The sequence below is a fragment of the Legionella clemsonensis genome (genome assembly GCF_002240035.1).
Lineage (GTDB): Bacteria > Pseudomonadota > Gammaproteobacteria > Legionellales > Legionellaceae > Tatlockia > Tatlockia clemsonensis.
Genome location: NZ_CP016397.1, coordinates 3,124,718 through 3,142,176 on the forward strand (window position 1 = coordinate 3,124,718; position 17,459 = coordinate 3,142,176).

Here is a 17,459-nt window from a genome sequence, read left to right on the forward strand (position 1 = left end):
AAGTGATTAGAATCTTATTAATACTGAATAATGCCATTAGAACCTTAATGTTTTCTTAAGAGTTGAATATTTTTTGCACTAAATGAGATAAATTAATAGAAACTTTGACTTAAATTTATGAATGACAAAATAGGTCGGCATTGAGCCCACCTATTAAATAGCTTTAAATTAATTCGCCCCGGAGTCGCCTTAGACGAGTTCAAAATCACCCAATAATATATTCCTGTCTTACCCAGGCTGATAGCTCGGATGTAACTCTAGAGGCATTACCTGTTGTAAACGTTCATAAACAGCAAGTAATTGCGTGCAAAAAACATGGAACTGCTGTCTGTCTTCCCAAAGTTCGTAATCATAGCCTCTTCGAAAAGCTTGCGATCTCGCCAAATTTTTAATAATTTGACGGTCTTGGCCCGGCAATTCCAGATCACTATTTAACTCCACCAACTCCATAAGCCGTTGAGGCTGATTTATTTTTTTATGTTCATGTAAAAGATAGGCCTTTAACGTTAATTCAAATGCTGTATACATTAATGAAGCAACTGCTGTTAATGCATCACTGGTTTCATAGCCCATTCCAGCTACTTCACCATTGTTATGCAATAAATGTTGCGCACAATAAGCATGCTCAGTTGCTATTTTAAGTAACTCCAGAGGCGAAAGATTTTTTTTATCCATGGATAACTCTCTTCAACACTAAATATTAAAAACTACATCCCTACATTTGAGGTATAATATAGTCCTCTTTGACGTTTTTATTTTTTATGCAACGCTTTTTAAATAGTTCTCTAACTATTGGTTCACTACAGTTGCCAACTCGTTTAATTCAAGGACCTTTAGCAGGTTTTAGTTGTGCTCCATTTCGTGAACTGTTTATGACATTCAAGTCCCCCGCTTACTGTGTCAGTGAAATGATTTCTGCGCACGATGTATTATACAAACATAAATCAAATTCCCGTTATCTTTTTCGTTCACCCCAAGAAGGATTACTTTGCTATCAAATTGCAGGCAATGAGCCTTCAGTCATGGCTGATGCTGCCGTACTGTTGCAACAGCATGGTGCTGATCTCATTGATATAAATTGCGGTTGTCCTAAAAGCAAAATTCGAAAAAAAGGAGCAGGGAGTGCTTTACTCGATAATCCGTCATTGTTAATTGCTATTATAGCTGCTATTCGACCAAAACTTAGCATTCCGTTGACGGTAAAAATTCGTCTTTCAGAAAATAACTATGATTTGACTTTAGCAAAAAAAATAGCAGAAGCCGGTGCCGATGCACTCATTGTGCATGGGCGGCATTGGTCAGAAAATTATGCCAAGCCCTGCAATTTGGCACAAATAAAACAAATTAAACAGGCTGTCGCTATACCTGTTATTGCCAATGGCGATATTAACAATCGACAATCGCTTTTAAATGCCGTAACTGTGAGTGAATGTGATGGCTATATGGTAAGTCGAGCTGGCACAGGTCAACCTTGGCTTTATAAAAATTTATTGCACGATTTACAAATTACGGTGGATGATGAGTGGCACAAGGCACTGTATATGCAACATCTGCTAGGACTTGCGCGTCTGGAAAATGATTACAAGGCGATGCTACAAAGCAAGTCATTGTTTCGCTATTATTTTAAAAACCGAGTGACTCAACAACAACTTCAAGCTTTTTATAGACTGGAAACATTATTTGACATTGAGTGTACGCTTAAAACTCTCAAACTTACTGAATAGAAATAGTCCGATATATTATTTTTACTCATGTCTGAAATTTTTTGGTGTCAAGACTGTTTTTTTAAAATTTATTTGGTTATTATGACAAACCCAGTTGAAGCTATTATTCTTAAGTTCTCTGTGGATAACTTTATTCTCTATTCGATTTTATTCTCTTGCTTAATCCCTCTTAAATTTTCCAATTGTCAAGTTACGCATGACTTTAAAGCTATTCTTCATTCTACAGTTTTGCAATCTTTTATCCACAAAATCTGTGGATAAAACTGTGTATAGACTGTAAAGTTGCTCAGGAAATACTACGACCTCCATCAACATTCAAAATTTGACCAGTAATAAATGGGTTTTCCACCAAGGCCAATACTGCCTGAGCAATAAATGCAGGATGACCATGACGTTTCAACGGTGTTTGTGCAATAATTTGTTGTTGGATTTCCAACTTAAGACGGTTGCCATGCTCAGGCCACATAATAGCCCCGGGGGCTACTGCATTAACACGCACCTTAGGTGCAAACTCTCTGGCTAAAGCTTTTGTCTGCATTACCAACGCTGCTTTGGTTTGGCTATAGACAGCGTACTCTTTAAGCGGTTTTTCAGCATGAATATCCGTTAGATTAATAATAACACCTTCCTGTTTTGCTAAATGAGGAAATGCCTCGAGACTTAAAAAAAAGGGTAGCTTGACATTTAGATTAAATAATTCATTCCAAGCGTCCTCATCTTGGGTTGCCAAATTCGTGCGATTGAAGATAGAGGCGTTATTTACCAGTAAATCAAGGCGCCCACCCCAGTCCAAAGCTGCAGCGATAAGCGCATTGGCGGCATCTGACGCATTTAAATTCTGTGCAATCACAACAGCACTGTCTTGACGTTGATTATTGAGTGAAGTTGCAAGTTGTTGTGCATCCTTTAAAGATTGATGACAATGAATAACTACTTTAAAATTGGCTGCATGTAATTTAGAAACAATAGCGGCTCCAATCCGTCTTGCAGCACCGGTCACCAAGGCCACTTTTACTGCTGGTTTATTGGCTTGAGTCAAAGTATTCCCCATTTATTAGTTAGCAATTATGAGCCTATTTTCTCTGATATGTGAACAAATTCAACAACAAGGCGCGCTACCTTTCGTTGAATTTATGCAGCAAGCTTTATATAACCCCTATTACGGCTATTATAGTGCCGGCTTGCAAAAATTCGGGAGTCAGGGAGATTTTGTCACCGCTCCAGAATTAACTCCCTTGTTTGGCTATACCATCGCGAATCAATGCCAACCAATTCTCTCACAACTTAAAGAGCCAATCTTATTTGAATTTGGTGCCGGTTCAGGCAAACTCTGCGTTGACATGTTGCAACAACTCGAATATTTAAACTGCCTCCCTCATCAATATGTTATTCTCGAAGTAAGCAGCAATTTAAAACAACGTCAGCAGTCTTTTATCCAGGAAAAAATTCCGCATTTGTTTTCACGCATTCTCTGGCTTGAGCGATGGCCTGAGAAGCCTTTTAAAGGCATCGTGATTGCGAATGAAGTACTCGATGCCATGCCCGTACATCGTTTTCTGCAAACTGAACAGGGTTTGCTGGAAAGCCATGTGGTATTGGATGAGCAAATGCAATTAGCAGAGACTTTTAAACCTTGTACTAACGAGCGCTTGCTCAACTATATTCAACAGGTCTTTCCTCGTGAATTGTTTCCCTATCAATCCGAAGCCAATTTATTCATCGATGACTGGATAAAACAATGTGCATTAATGCTTGAGCAAGGCGTTATGTTTCTCATTGACTATGGCTTTCCCCGGCATGAATTTTATCATCCGGATCGTAACACCGGCACCTTAATGTGCCATTATCGCCATCTTGCACACAGCAATCCCTTTATTCATCTTGGCGAACAAGACATTACCGCGCATGTTGATTTTACTCATATTGCAGAGGCAGGTTCTCAGGCGGGTTTTAATATCGCAGGCTACACCAATCAAGCCTCTTTTTTACTAGCCAATGGTTTGTTAAGCTTGCTAGATAAGCTAAACGATGAATTACTTCGCGTTCACGCAAATCAGGCAGTGAAACAACTACTGCAACCTAGTGAGATGGGCGAACTGTTTAAAGTCATTGCTTTAAGCAAAAATCTTGACATCCCTTTACTTGGTTTTCAATTGCAGGACAAACGAGCGAGTTTATGATGAAGAAATATTTGACTACAGTAGAACTGCAAAAAGAATCCATGAAATTTTCCGCAGGCCATACTACCATTTTCTCTGCGACAGAAAGAGAGCCCCTGCATGGACATATGTATGGTGTCTATTTAGCACTGACAACCTGGGTTGAAGAAAATGGCTTAACCTTCGATTATCGCTATTACAAAGAACGCATCCATAAACTTTGCCGCTATTTAAATCAAACCTTTCTAATGCCGCAATTCTCTCCCTTCTTGCAATTTGCAGAAGATGAAGACTATTACTATTTTACCTTTAATAATAAAAAAATCCCTTTTTTAAAAGAAGACGTTACCCTCATGCCACTCACCAATATTACCGTCGAGGAGCTCTCGCGATGGTTTGTGCAAGAGTTAATCAAGGATACTGCAGAGCTTAATAAGCATCGTATTGAAAAAGTAGTCGTGAAAGTATTCTCTGCACCAGGACAATCTGCTAGTCATGAGTGGTATCGTCAGCAATGATAAGTCAATTGCTTTATTAAATGAAAACGTCGATGGACAAAGTCTATAAAATTTGTATCCCCCATACCTCGCGTGATTTTTTTGACTATCACAGTGCTTCACCACTTTGCATGGGCGCGCGTGTCTGGGTGCCTTTTCGCAAACAGACACGTCTAGGATTTGTAATGGGTGAACAAACATCCCCATCCCATGAAAAGCTTAAATCAATTACTGCAATTGTTGATGAAACTCCTCTGCTAACCCCAACCATTCTGAAGTTGTGTCAGTGGGTTTGTAGTTATTATCAATCCCCTTTATCGGAAGTTATTCCCTTAGCATTACCTAAAAATTATCGGCTGGGCAAGCCCCGTCAATTGCCAATGGTGGAGCATTTTTATTTGGCCAGGCCTGTTCAGGAAGCTTATAACAGCATTGGCTTAAGAGCTCATAAAAAGCGCGCACTTCTTGATTTTCTTCACCAGCAAACTCATCCTGTAACCAAAAAGGAAATTCTACAGGCAGGCTTTACACAAGCACAATTAAATGGTCTGTTAACCCTAAAGTTAATCACAAAAAAGCAGGAATTAGCCCTTCCTCTCAATGAGAAAAAAAATAAAGATACACCATTACTCCTGAATGAAGAACAACGATTAGCGGTACAAGCAATAACAGCCCAATTAAATGATTATCATTGTTTTTTATTACAAGGTGTCACTGGCAGTGGCAAAACTGAAGTTTATTTGCAAGTTATTGCTGACGTTTTGGCGCAAGGAAAGCAAGTTCTTGTACTGGTTCCTGAAATTGGCTTAACACCTCAGCTACTTTCTCGTTTTACGGCACGTTTTAATGAACCCATGGTTGTTATTCATTCAAATTTAAATGAAACAGAACGGCAATTTGCCTGGCAGCTGGCTCATGATAATTTAGCAAAACTGGTTATTGGAACACGCACAGCAATATTCACTCCCATGCCTGCTTTAGGTTTAATCGTTATTGATGAAGAACATGACGCGTCGCTGAAACAGATGGATGGGGTGCGCTATTCCGCGCGCGATGCGGCCTTAATGCGAGCCTATATGAGCAACCTACCTATTATTCTTGGCTCGGCTACTCCAAGTCTTGAAAGCTTGTATAACTGCCATCAAAAGAAATATTCTTTACTGCGCTTAAAGCAAAAAGCCTTAAACACTACCCCCTTGCATTATCAGATTATTGATCTGCGTAATGTTCCCTTGCAACAAGGCCTGGCACCACAAACGTTGCAAATGATTGCAACGCATCTGCAGCAGGGTAATCAAGTCATGGTGTTTATTAACCGCCGGGGCTTTGCACCGGTGTTATTGTGCCATCACTGTGGTTGGATAGCCGATTGCAAAACCTGCGATAGTCACCTTACCTTACACCGTCAACTTAATCGTCTGGTCTGTCATCATTGTGGTCGCACAGAGATGATTCCTGCACAATGTAAGGCTTGCCATAATAGAGAATTAATTCCGATCGGTGCGGGGACACAACGGATTTATGATTATTTAAGTCACCAATTCCCGGACACTAATCTGTTGCGCATCGATCGTGATGAAGTACAGAAAAAAAATGCGCTGGAAAATCATTTGGACAGTATTCATCGAGGCGATGCGCAATTAATTGTGGGCACACAAATGTTAGCTAAAGGACATCATTTTCCCAATCTAACCTTAGTGGTCATACTCGATACGGATGCCGGTTTTTACAATCAGGATTTTCGGGCACTTGAACGTTTAGGACAATTGTTAACCCAAGTGTCAGGACGAGCAGGGCGCGCCGAACACCCAGGACAGGTGGTTATTCAAACGCATCTGCCTCACCACCCGTTGTTAACGACGTTGATTCAACAAGGGTATGACTCTTTTGCACAGGCGTTATTGGATTCAAGACAGCACGCTGAATTACCTCCCTATCATTTTTTAGCCCTAATTCGTGCGCAAGACAAATCAGCCAGCAAAGTATTAAACTTCTTGCACACTTTAAAAGAACAATTGTTAATGCAGGGTATCACTACCTTAGGTCCTGCTCCCGCACCTCTTGCCCGTAAAGCAAACCAACATCGTATGCAATTACTGCTAAAATCACCTTCCCGTAAAATTCTGCAAACTAGATTGACGCAGCTCAGGGAGTGGCTGACAATAATAAAATTAAATCATCATGTCCGCTGGAATGTGGACGTCGACCCTATGGATTTATCATGACTGAACATAAGATAGCTGTACATCAACGAATTTTTCCCATTGAGTGGGGTGACATGGACGCCTTGGGCCATGTTAATAATGGGCGCTATTTTGATTATTTCCAGCAATCACGCATTGAATGGCTAGAAAGTCTTCATTTAGACATGAAACAGCCAATTGGTCCTGTGGTCATTCATGTCGCTTGTACTTTTCTAAAGCCCATTGTTTACCCAGCAACATTAACTTTGGTAAGCAGTGTACACAGTCTTGGAAATTCCAGTATCATGATGGATCATGAAATTTATCAAAATGAGGTGTTAATGACGCAGGGAACCAGTAAAATTGTTTGGGTTAACTATATAGAAAATAAATCGGTTCCTATCCCTGATTCCATTCGCAGCTTATTTGTTCGACCATAAACCGCCATTTTGGAAAATTACATGTCGACACAGGATAATCAACATTTAATTTCTCATGCTCAAGATAAAAAATCCTTGGAATTATGTGTAAATAATATAGCGGCACACTTAAAAAAGGACATTGAATCATCTGAGGTATTAGGACAGTACCTGGATTTACTCCATCAATTACAACAATTTGACTTTGGGCGTTTCCTCATCCAAAACCAGGGTATTAACGGTTATTGGACTCACTACATAACCACTCATCCTTTCCATGGGCGAAAAACCGGTAAAAATAATCGTGAAGAGCCTTTTTCCCCATTGGAAATATTTTTGCTTGATAAGGCACCCATCATAGTAGCTACCCAGGAACGATTTGAGATTTTTCTTCGTGAAAATCAAAAAGCAGTGAGAGAAGGAGCAACGCTGGCGTGTATTCCTTGTGGCACAATGAGCGAGTTACTTTATTTACAATTACAGCAATCTAAAAACATTCGTCTGTTAGGCTTCGATTATGATCGCGACACGTTTGCCGATGCTCATAAGCTTGCTGAAAAACTAAAAATATCACATCCACTTGAATTGCATCATGCCGATGCCTGGCATTTAGGGATTCAAGAGGAATTTGATCTTATTTCCAGTAATGGCCTTACTATCTATGAACCGGATGAAGAGCGAGTTTTAGCCTTGTTTGAAGGGTTTTATCAGGCTTTAAAACCCGGAGGAAAGCTGGTAACCAGTTTTTTGACCCCTCCCCCGGTACTCACTGAACAATGCGAATGGGACATGTCTTCGATTAATTCACATGATTTACAGTTACAGCGAACCCTGTTTGTTGATATTTTAAAGGTAAAATTTCAGTGTTACCGCTCCACGGAACAAACAAGAAAGCAATTAAAGGTGGCAGGCTTTATCAACATGGAATTTTTTTACGATAGGGCGAAACTATTTCCCACAGTAGTTGCCTATAAGAAATAAGCAAGTTTTACCTCGCTTATTTCAATCATCGCTCATCACAAACCGTGTAATAACCATGGCGATAAGGATTGCTACGGGCTCGGAATATATAGTCACGGCATTGCTGCCCACGATCATCGGTATAGCGTTTATCCAAACGAAACGCGAAATCTTTAAAATCCATATCCTGTTGCCACTCACGTTCCTGACGAGCACGATCTTCTGCTTCCATTTTATTCAAAAATTTGCTTAGTTTGCTGGCATAACCTACTGAAAGGAACATTGCAGCAATTAGAAGAAAAATAATTTTTTTCATTATCGATTCCAAAAAACACAGGAAGGGCAATTTTAAATCATATTTGGCTGAATTACCAATTTTTGGCCATTCCTTCAAATAATATTGTTCCTACAATCATCGATACGTAATGGATGCATGGCACTAGCTAAAGAGGCAGAAATTTGCAGTTAAATCGATCCCCACTTACAAGGAGATGACCCATGTCTACATTCCGCGCTTTCTGCGCGAAATCCAGACACCTACCTCGATACAGGAGAATGTATCCCAAAAGCCGCGGCAATAACAAAATCAACCTTCTAATATTAGATGCATATGCTCATAATACTGTTGTTGGTTGCGATGTGGTTGTATTGAGTAAAAGTGGTTAAACTGTATGAAGTAGAAATATAAGGCTTAGCAGCTAATCAAGGATGTATTATGGCAGAAAAACTACCCCAAATGGGTATACTATTGTTCTTTTTAGGCGCAGCCTTTTATTTGGCTGTTTTACCCTTTATTGCTTATCCTGTTAACAGCTTTATAAAACCTGTTCCGATTTTTTTATTAATTATTATTAGCTGGCTAACCACCTCCGATAAAACAACCAAATTGTGGTTAATAACAGCCTTAGTGTTTTCATTGTTAGGTGACATCATTCTCACCGTTGCCGCTGAATGGGCTTTTAAATTAGGTATTCTTTTATTTGTACTCGCCCATTGCGCTTATATTCGATTGTATATCCAAGACGCTCAATTTAAGCTAACTCGTACTCTTTATTTTCTCCCGGTGCTGTTGTTTGTTATAGTCAGTTACTGGTTTATACTACCATCCTTGGGGCAAATGACCATCCCTGCCACCATTTACCTCTGCTTTTTAAGCTTTATGGTTTTTACTGCCTTTCAAGTTAAACAATATCCAGTATTAATTAGTGGTGGCTCCTGTTTATTTTTACTGTCTGATTTTATTCTTGCGCTCACGCAATTTGTGCTTGTAGAAACCAATATTACTAATTTTTTAATCATGGTGACTTATTACTTGGCACAATTTCTTTTAGTCCTGGGCATAACCAAGAGAAAAGTAGCTATTTAAACGTTGTTTCGTTTTGCTTTTAATGATTGCTTATTATCCCCATACCCCCCATATTGCTATTTTTTTATTAACCTTGCTATATAATTTAAATAAATTGCTATTTACATTAATAGAGAAAGATACAAGGAGACCTTTACTATGTTTAAAAGCACTACGGAAGAATACGACAAGAAATATGCCGGGGAACTCAGTAGGGATGAGGCAGTGAAACTCTTAAACTCTATGGAAGGAAAAACACCTTATATCTTTAGATACTCCCCCAATATAAAGGAACTAGTAATGAGCATAAAAGGCTTGGATGAACAGGGATTTTCAGGAATAACGCATTTTACTTTAGGTGTACTCGGGAAAATAGATAGGAATAATCCAGAACAACTTGAAGCCGCAGTAAGAGTTTCTCGTGATTTTATCGAAAATTATCTATCAGGTAACACAAAAGAAAAAAATATAGGAAAATATCTAACTGGCGAAGAATTAAAAAACGCTCTTTCAGAAAGCTCGTATGGAGAAAAGTACTTAACGGGTGAACAAACAACATTTCATCTTGGCAAGAAATAAAACATAGAAGAGGGAAACTTTTATTTTCTCTTCTTCTAAAATGAAACGTCTAAGGCTATCTACTATTTTTAGATATTCGCTCCTCACCCAATAAAAAATATTCTTCGGATAAAATAAAAACTACCTTCCCACCCCGCCTAAACAGCAATAGGCGCTTTTATTGTTGGGTGTGACTGATAGTTCAGAAACTCAAAGTCAGCAAATTCATAGTTAAATAAAGAAGCCGGCTTGCGTTTAATTCTTAATGTAGGCAGTGGCAAGGGCTGACGACTTAATTGTGTGTGCGCTTGCTCCAGATGATTGAGGTATAAATGGCAGTCGCCACCAGTCCAGACAAATTCACCCACTTCCAAGTCGCATTGTTGTGCCACCATATGCGTCAATAATGCATAGGAAGCAATATTAAAAGGTACGCCTAAAAAAACATCGGCAGAACGCTGATACAATTGGCAGGATAACTTTTTATCAGCGACATAAAATTGAAATAACGCATGGCAAGGCATTAGAGCCATTTTATCAAGTTCACCCACATTCCATGCACTGACGATTAAACGACGTGAATCTGGATTGGTTTTGATCTGCTGTACCACTTCTGTTAGCTGATCAATAGAGCGGCCATCGGGCGTAGGCCAAGAGCGCCACTGCCGCCCATAAATGGGGCCTAAGTCACCCTTGCTATCAGCCCATTCATCCCAAATTGTGACACCATTTTCATTCAGATAAGCAATATTGGTATCGCCTTGTAAAAACCATAGTAACTCATGGATAATGCTTCGCGTGTGCAATTTTTTTGTAGTCACTAAGGGGAAGCCTTCATCCAACTTAAACCGCATTTGATAACCAAACACGGAAAGGGTTCCTGTGCCAGTGCGATCAGTTTTCTCAACACCATTTTCAAGAATATGCTCTAACAAGTTTAAATAGGTTTTCATCGTTTAGCCCACCATAACCATAAGCCAATAACAAGCATTGGCAGTGATAATAATTGTCCCATTGTTAGCCAATTAAAGGCTAAAAAGCCTAGCTGTGCATCTGGCTGGCGAAAACATTCCGCTATTAAGCGACATAGAGCATAACCTATTAAAAACACCGCCGAAACACAACCTGCAGGTCGTGGTTTAGAGGCATACCACCATACTACAATAAACAACAGTATACCTTCTAATCCTAATTCATATAATTGAGAGGGATGACGCGGCTCACCATCAGAATTAGGGAATACCATCGCCCAGGGAACATCAGTTACTCGCCCCCAGAGTTCACCATTAATAAAATTGCCTGCTCTTCCTGCAGCAAGTCCCAATGGAACCAAGGGCGCAATAAAATCGCCTACTTCCAGAAAAGGTTTTTTGGTCTTACGGGAAAATAGCCATAGCGCGATAGCAACTCCGATTAACCCGCCGTGGAATGACATTCCACCTTCCCATAATTTAAATAATATCCAGGGCTGCGTAAAAAATTGCTCTGAGTTATAAAAGAGCATGTAACCCACTCTGCCTCCAATAATAACTCCCAAGGCCGCGTAAAAAATTAAGTCGCCGATTTGCTCTGAGGTCCAACTGAGTTGATAGTGCTTTGAGCGCCACAACGCTAATAACCAGGCGCTTACAAAACCCACTAAATACATTAATCCATACCAATGCACCTTAAGGGGCCCTATGGAAAAGGCAACAGGGTCTATATTAGGAAACACTAACATTCAGTCACCTCAATGATTCCAGAATAATAATTAAACAAGCAAATTACCCGCAGATACAAATAAAACAAATACAAAAGCATATTTTAATTGCTTTACCGGGATGTTGTAAGTCATTTTTGCCCCCAAAGGAGCAAATAGCACACTTAACGTGGCTAAACAAATGACCGCAGGCCAATAAATATACCCAGTGCTGTAGGTAGGTAACATGACTTCCTGACTTCCGATAATCATAAACGCAATTGCACCTACCATGGCGACAGTCAAAGTACAGAAAGCAGAGATAGGAATAATTTTGCGCAACTCGACACCACAATAATTGAGGTAGGGGACAATCAGAGTGCCACCACCAATGCCTAATAAACCTGAGTGCAAACCAATTAAGAAACTGACTGAGCTCATACTCTTCCATGCGGGTAAACGCTGCAATGGAGTAATTGCTCTCTCAAAGCACATTTTTATTCCTACCGCAATTAAAAATAGCCCTAATAAAATTTTAAGTCCATGCGTAGGTAATTGTTTGGCAAGTAAAGCACCAACAATGGTTCCGGAGATGATACCGGGAGTCAAGCGCTTATAAATATTCCACGAAATCCCATGGACTTTTATATGAGCACGCAAAGTCGACTGCGTGGTAAATACCATAACTGCCAAAGAAGTACCCACGGCCATATGCATTACTAGATTAGGAGGGAATGCGGGATTATGATAAAAAATAAAAAGGAGACAAGGGACGATAATAATGCCCCCTCCTATACCAAGCACCCCGGAAATTAAACCTGCAAAAGTGCCAGCCAGGGCATAAATACTGCCACTAAGAGCCATCGATAAAATCACGATTTTCCTGCCCGGATTAATCCACCCAGACCCTCTTCCTCTAAAGCTTTTTGCAAATACAATCTTATTTCAGCAGGATGTTCAAATTCTAATACATCGGCCAGCACCTTACGGGCATGGGCTAGAGAAATATTACGAATAACCCATTTCACACGCGGTAAACTCGTTGAGTTCATACTTAAGGTATCAAAACCCATGGCTAAAAGCAGAATTACCGCCAGTGGGTCACTGGCCATCTCACCGCAGATGCTTACTTCCACACCCGCAGCATGTCCTCCTTCAACCACCTTCATCAGGGTGCGTAGCATTGCCGGATGAAAGGAATCATAAAGACCTGCCACTCGAGCATTATTACGATCCACAGCTAGCAAATATTGTGTTAAGTCATTGCTACCTACAGAAATAAAATCCACACGCTTCGCCAGTTCACGCGCAAGATAAACTGCTGCTGGAACTTCTATCATCACGCCAAGCTTCGGTTTTTCAATGAGACAACCTTCTTCCAGCAATTCCTTAAATGCTTGATCAATCAAAAAGGAAGCTTCTTCAACTTCACTTAAGGTTGTCACCATAGGTAACATGATGCGTAAATTATTCAATTCCTCACTGGCACGCAACATGGCACGTACTTGCATTAAAAAAACCTCTGGGTGATCCAGGGTAACGCGTATTCCACGCCAACCAAGGTAAGGATTATCTTCTGCAACTGGAAAATACGGCAGTATTTTATCACCACCTATATCTAGTGTGCGCATGGTCACAAAACGCGGTGCAAATGCCTTTAGAATTTGGCGATAAATAATGTATTGTTCATCCTCGGAAGGAAAACGATCACGACTCATAAAAGGCACTTCCGAGCGATACAAACCTACCCCTTCTGCACCAACACTTAATGACAAACCGGCATCCATGGCAAGTCCTGTATTGACCTGCAAGGAAACGCGATAATTATCAAGCGTTTCAGCAGGCTTGTCGCGCAGACTTATTAAGCTTTGATTAAGTTCTTCCTCTTCTTGGGCTAATTTTTTAAATTCTGCGAGAACCGCTCGTGAAGGAGAAATGTAAACATGTCCATAGTAACCATCAACAATCACTGCTCGTCGTGAAAGATGCTCTACTTTAAGACCTCGTACCCCCATTACAGTAGGTACGCCTAATGCACGTGCCAGAATGGCTACATGAGAATTATTGGCACCTTTTGCAGAAACAACAGCCGCCAAGTGTCCTTCAGGCACCTCTGCCAGCGCAGAGGCAGTGATTTCTTCACCAATTAAAATAGTGCGCCGGGGATAGATGATTTCCTCGCGTTGTGATAATTGCAGTTCAGCCAGCACCCGACGCCCTAAATCACGAAAATCACTCGCACGTTCACGCAAGTAATCATCTTCCATATGTTCAAACTGCTGCACGTGCTTTTTAATGACAGAGGAAAGTGCGGCCTGGGCACTTAACTTTTCTTCACGAATAACTGTTTCAACTTCAGCGCCCAAGCTGTCTTTATCCAGTATACGCAAGTAAACGTCGAAAAGTGCATGTTCGTCTTCCGCAACGGTTGATTTTATGCGACGGCTTAGGCGTTGCATATCCTCTCGTGCTGCTTGCAGCGCTTCCATGAAAATAGCAACTTCTGCATCAATATCATCAACAGTATGACGAGGTACCGCATCAATATCAGCAGGTGGATAAATCACCACCGCGGTACCAATACCAACACCAGGAACGCTACCAACCCCGGTAAGCGCTGTAGATGTAACTTCCAGCTTACTGGAACCTAAGGGTTTAGGCTGTGTTAATAAGGCTAATTCTCCCGTTGCTTCAGCATGAGCAATAATGCCACCAAGTTGTGCAGCCAGGGTAATTAAAAAAGCCTCCTCAGCATCATCAAAACAACACGCTTCCACCCGCTGAGCCACTAGCACACCGTAAAGCTTACGATGCTGAATAATGGGGACGCCTAAAAAACCCTTTAAGTGTTCTTCACCTAATAAAGGATTTGCATAAAAATCAGGATGAGAAGGAGCATCTTCAATATTGATAGGCTCTTCGCGACGACCCACTAAACCAATCAAACCTTGATCAAGACCGACGCGAACTCTATATTCTGCCTGTTTATTTAACCCATCAGTCGCAATTAAAACATATTGAGCGTGCTTGTTATCAATCAAATAAACGGAAACGGACTCAGCAGCAACAGCTTTACGTACTCGCTGTACTAAAACTGCCAGTGCTTCACTTAGATGATTTGCCGTAGTTACATCTTGTACAATTCGCTTTAATATTTTTAACATTTATCGACTATGATTACCTCGCTTACGTCGCGCACCAAAAGGGGTACGCCGTCTTTTTAGCAAGTGCTCCAATTCCTTCATAGCCTGGGAATACACCTGCCTTTTAAAAAAAATAACCAGCTCTTGTGGCTCGTGGTAATCAATCCAACGCCAACTATCGAACTCAGGTGAATCACTTAAATCCAGGCGAATTTTTTGCTCAGAAGCAACTAATTTTAACAAATACCATTTTTGCTTCTGCCCAATAACCAATGGTTCACTGCCATGGCGTAAATATTGTTTGGGTAAACGGTATTTTAACCAGCGCTTGGTTGAACCGAGGACTTCTATATCCCCTCGTTCCAAACCAACCTCTTCTCGTAATTCACGGAACATTGCTTCTAGTGCCGTTTCACCGGCGGCGAGTCCACCCTGAGGGAATTGCCAGGCATCATGTCCCTGTCGTCTTCCCCAAAAAACTCGACCCGAGCCGTTCACCAGAATAATGCCGACATTTAACCGGTATCCGGCGCGATCAATAACCATAGTAACACTGCTTTAGCTAAACTTTTAATACATTGATTTTTCCATAAAGTGCAAGAGTTTGGCAAATAAATCTCTATTTTATACCTTAAAATTTCATATAAAGTCTCTGTTGTTTCCTCCGTTCTACGTGAATTGTGTAAGTTTAATCAGGCAAACTCTCAATATAAGGAAAATATACTAATTCAGATATCCTCATTAAGGGTAATTTTTACGCTGCGCTTCAATTTTTAATCGACTGGACAATCTTAGTTTCTTCAACAGCTTCACTAATAATTCTGATTTAAGTATAGATAATTTATGCCTTAATTCCCCAGACTGTACTTGAGCGTTATAATTCGCTTACTCACTAAAATCTGCGACTCATTTATGAAAAAGCGTATTTTAATTATCAACACCGGCGGTACCATCAGTAGTCTTAAGACCTCACGAGGCTACGAGCCTGCAATCGGCTATGTACAAACTGCTTTGGCACAAATTCCTGCGTTGAAAGGTCCACAGATGCCGGATTATCTCATTAAGGAATATGAGCCGTTGCTCGATTCATCCAATATGACGCTTACTGATTGGAATCGCATTGCTACTGATATCGCCAATGAATATCAACATTTTGATGGTTTTGTTATCTTTCACGGCACCGATACCATGGCTTATACGGCGTCGGCTTTATCTTTCATGCTTGAAAATTTAGGAAAACCCGTTATTGTGACCGGCTCACAAATTCCCTTGTCTGAGGTTCGTAACGATGCATTGGATAACATCATTACTTCCTTATGGTTATGCGCACATCAGCCCATTCATGAAGTCTGTATTTATTTCAATCAACAGCTATTAAGGGGTAATCGCTCACAGAAAGTGAGCGCGCAACGTTTTAATGCCTTTGAGTCACCTAATTATCCGCACTTAGCCAATATTGGCATCAACATTGAATTGCACAAGAAGGTCATGTTACCTAAACCTACAGAGTTATTTCACCTGCAAACACTAGAGCCCCAATTTATCGCCAACTTCCGCTTATTCCCAGGATTTGCTACCAATGTATTGGATTACATCTTACAACAACCCTTGAAGGGTCTGGTTTTGGAAAGCTATGGAGCCGGTAATGCACCAAATAATGATCCGCATTTCCTGCACAGTTTAAAAGAGGCTTGTGAGCGCGGTGTTGTCATTGTCAATTGCAGTCAATGCCAACAGGGTCATGTCGAAATGAGTCAGTACGCCACAGGGTATACCTTAAAGCAAGCAGGCCTCATCAGCGGTCATGACATGACACCCGAAGCCGCTCATTGCAAGTTACTATATTTATTTAGTAAGAATTTAAGTCTCCAACAAGTGAAAGAATTAATGGAGACTAATTTGTGTGGGGAATTAATGAATTAGACTAATGCTAAAGAGGTTGAATACTTCGGATCAATTTCATCCATAGCACTTCTTATACAGGTTTCTAAAAAACCACTATCAGGTTGTAAAGTAGGCAAACTAATGTTAATAGTGGAAAATAAAGCTATTGAAACTGGAATGGATAATGTTGAACCATATTTTTCACAAAGGTCTACATTAGCCCGTTCTAATTTACTTAACCATTCCAACACGCGACTTTTTTTAGTAGTTTCATATTCGTCATGCTCAACGTCTAAAGTTCCCAAATCTTTTTCACAGGCTTGCAGAATAGTGACAATTAAAGCTTCTTTTTCTTCTGCAAGTTTAACAAAGTAGGTCAGCTTGGGATTCTGAAGAAAACGACCAAAAGCACTAATATTATGTGAATCATGTATTTTTTGCGCATAATAGCGGGCAGCATAGAAACGAAAACAATTAAGAGGTTCATTATCATGTGGCGTGTCAGTTATCTTCGCTTCCTTTAGTTTCTCATAAAGGTTTTCCAATAACAGAATGACTTTTTGCATTCTAGGCCCAAATTTTCCTTCGCCGTAGTTTTTTTCTCTACTTTTTTTAGCAGCCTCTTTTTTACATTCAAGCAGTAAATTTTTAAGTGCTTCGAAAGTTGCTGCATCATCCTCTTTGTGTTGTAAGTCATGCAGCTTGATTAACAACTCATCTGCCAGATCACGCTTTGATTTTGATAGCTCTCCGTCACGCCCTAAACTTATCCAATTGAGAAGGGTATTGGCGGTACTTTTATCAGCACTGACGGACTTATCTCGGATTGCTGTAATGGCCTCCTTAAGAATGGGCTTGGTAATATCAAGAAAAATGGTCATGGCACTACTCCTTTGCTCATAATTTTTT

General features: G+C 40.4%; 18 protein-coding genes. 9 read left to right on the forward strand and 9 right to left on the reverse strand.

The genetic code is table 11. The features are described 5' to 3' along the window. Positions 1–228 precede the first annotated feature (228 nt). Positions 229–675 carry a hypothetical protein gene (locus tag clem_RS13945; protein WP_094092104.1) on the reverse strand — a complete coding sequence of 149 codons (447 nt, stop codon included), beginning with the start codon at positions 673–675 and terminating at the stop codon, positions 229–231. An 86-nt stretch (positions 676–761) separates the two neighbouring features. On the opposite strand from clem_RS13945, the gene clem_RS13950 reads away from it, so the two are divergent. Then, entirely contained in the window at positions 762–1,724 is a 963-nt protein-coding gene (locus tag clem_RS13950) for a tRNA dihydrouridine synthase (RefSeq protein WP_094092105.1), read from the forward strand. A 286-nt stretch (positions 1,725–2,010) separates the two neighbouring features. Here the strand turns inward: clem_RS13950 and clem_RS13955 are convergent, their stop codons facing one another. Beyond that, entirely contained in the window at positions 2,011–2,775 is a 765-nt protein-coding gene (locus tag clem_RS13955) for a pteridine reductase (RefSeq protein WP_094092106.1), read from the reverse strand. A gap of 16 nt (positions 2,776–2,791) precedes the next feature. On the opposite strand from clem_RS13955, the gene clem_RS13960 reads away from it, so the two are divergent. From clem_RS13960 to clem_RS13980, 5 genes are read left to right on the forward strand one after another with little or no spacing between them, the layout of a single operon-like run. Beyond that, complete coding sequence (locus clem_RS13960; RefSeq protein ID WP_094092107.1) at positions 2,792–3,904, forward strand: class I SAM-dependent methyltransferase; 1,113 nt, start codon at positions 2,792–2,794, stop codon at positions 3,902–3,904. Next, positions 3,904–4,401, forward strand: a complete 498-nt coding sequence (locus tag clem_RS13965; RefSeq protein WP_094092368.1) for a 6-pyruvoyl trahydropterin synthase family protein — start codon at positions 3,904–3,906, stop codon at positions 4,399–4,401. The genes clem_RS13960 and clem_RS13965 overlap by 1 nt, the downstream gene beginning before the upstream one ends. Before the next feature lie 32 nt (positions 4,402–4,433). After that, positions 4,434–6,605, forward strand: coding sequence for a primosomal protein N' (locus tag clem_RS13970; protein ID WP_094092108.1), 2,172 nt, complete (start codon positions 4,434–4,436; stop codon positions 6,603–6,605). Next, on the forward strand, positions 6,602–7,003 hold the full coding sequence (locus tag clem_RS13975; protein ID WP_094092109.1) for an acyl-CoA thioesterase: 402 nt from the start codon (positions 6,602–6,604) through the stop codon (positions 7,001–7,003). The genes clem_RS13970 and clem_RS13975 overlap by 4 nt, the downstream gene beginning before the upstream one ends. Before the next feature lie 21 nt (positions 7,004–7,024). Next, entirely contained in the window at positions 7,025–7,963 is a 939-nt protein-coding gene (locus clem_RS13980; protein WP_094092110.1) for an SAM-dependent methyltransferase, read from the forward strand. Positions 7,964–7,988: 25 nt separating this feature from the next. Here clem_RS13980 and clem_RS13985 read toward each other — a convergent pair whose 3' ends face one another. Continuing rightward, positions 7,989–8,258, reverse strand: a complete 270-nt coding sequence (locus tag clem_RS13985) for a hypothetical protein (RefSeq protein ID WP_094092369.1) — start codon at positions 8,256–8,258, stop codon at positions 7,989–7,991. Positions 8,259–8,657: 399 nt separating this feature from the next. Between clem_RS13985 and clem_RS13990 the strand changes: the two genes are divergently transcribed. Further along, complete coding sequence (locus clem_RS13990; protein ID WP_094092111.1) at positions 8,658–9,308, forward strand: lysoplasmalogenase; 651 nt, start codon at positions 8,658–8,660, stop codon at positions 9,306–9,308. Between the two features lie 138 nt (positions 9,309–9,446). After that, the gene (locus clem_RS13995) at positions 9,447–9,866 is read left to right on the forward strand and encodes an SH2 domain-containing protein (RefSeq protein ID WP_094092112.1); all 420 of its coding nucleotides are present in this window, start codon (positions 9,447–9,449) and stop codon (positions 9,864–9,866) included. 137 nt (positions 9,867–10,003) lie between these two features. On the opposite strand, the gene thyA is transcribed toward clem_RS13995, so the two are convergent. From thyA to clem_RS14020, 5 genes are read right to left on the reverse strand one after another with little or no spacing between them, the layout of a single operon-like run. Then, positions 10,004–10,798 carry a thymidylate synthase gene (gene thyA / locus clem_RS14000; protein ID WP_094092113.1) on the reverse strand — a complete coding sequence of 265 codons (795 nt, stop codon included), beginning with the start codon at positions 10,796–10,798 and terminating at the stop codon, positions 10,004–10,006. Further along, positions 10,795–11,565, reverse strand: a complete 771-nt coding sequence (gene lgt / locus clem_RS14005) for a prolipoprotein diacylglyceryl transferase (protein WP_094092114.1) — start codon at positions 11,563–11,565, stop codon at positions 10,795–10,797. The genes thyA and lgt overlap by 4 nt, the downstream gene beginning before the upstream one ends. Positions 11,566–11,595: 30 nt before the next feature. Further along, on the reverse strand, positions 11,596–12,399 hold the full coding sequence (locus tag clem_RS14010; protein WP_232505501.1) for a sulfite exporter TauE/SafE family protein: 804 nt from the start codon (positions 12,397–12,399) through the stop codon (positions 11,596–11,598). Next, on the reverse strand, positions 12,396–14,687 hold the full coding sequence (gene ptsP / locus clem_RS14015) for a phosphoenolpyruvate--protein phosphotransferase (protein ID WP_094092116.1): 2,292 nt from the start codon (positions 14,685–14,687) through the stop codon (positions 12,396–12,398). Before ptsP ends, clem_RS14010 begins: the two co-directional genes overlap by 4 nt. Next, positions 14,688–15,212: an RNA pyrophosphohydrolase gene (locus tag clem_RS14020; protein WP_094092117.1), complete on the reverse strand. Its 525-nt coding sequence runs from the start codon at positions 15,210–15,212 to the stop codon at positions 14,688–14,690. 366 nt (positions 15,213–15,578) lie between these two features. Here clem_RS14020 and ansA point away from each other — a divergent pair, with 366 nt between their 5' ends. Beyond that, positions 15,579–16,589, forward strand: coding sequence for an asparaginase (ansA, locus tag clem_RS14025; protein ID WP_094092118.1), 1,011 nt, complete (start codon positions 15,579–15,581; stop codon positions 16,587–16,589). Here the strand turns inward: ansA and clem_RS14030 are convergent. Continuing rightward, positions 16,586–17,431, reverse strand: a complete 846-nt coding sequence (locus tag clem_RS14030; RefSeq protein ID WP_094092119.1) for a hypothetical protein — start codon at positions 17,429–17,431, stop codon at positions 16,586–16,588. The genes ansA and clem_RS14030 overlap by 4 nt on opposite strands. Positions 17,432–17,459: the final 28 nt, after the last annotated feature.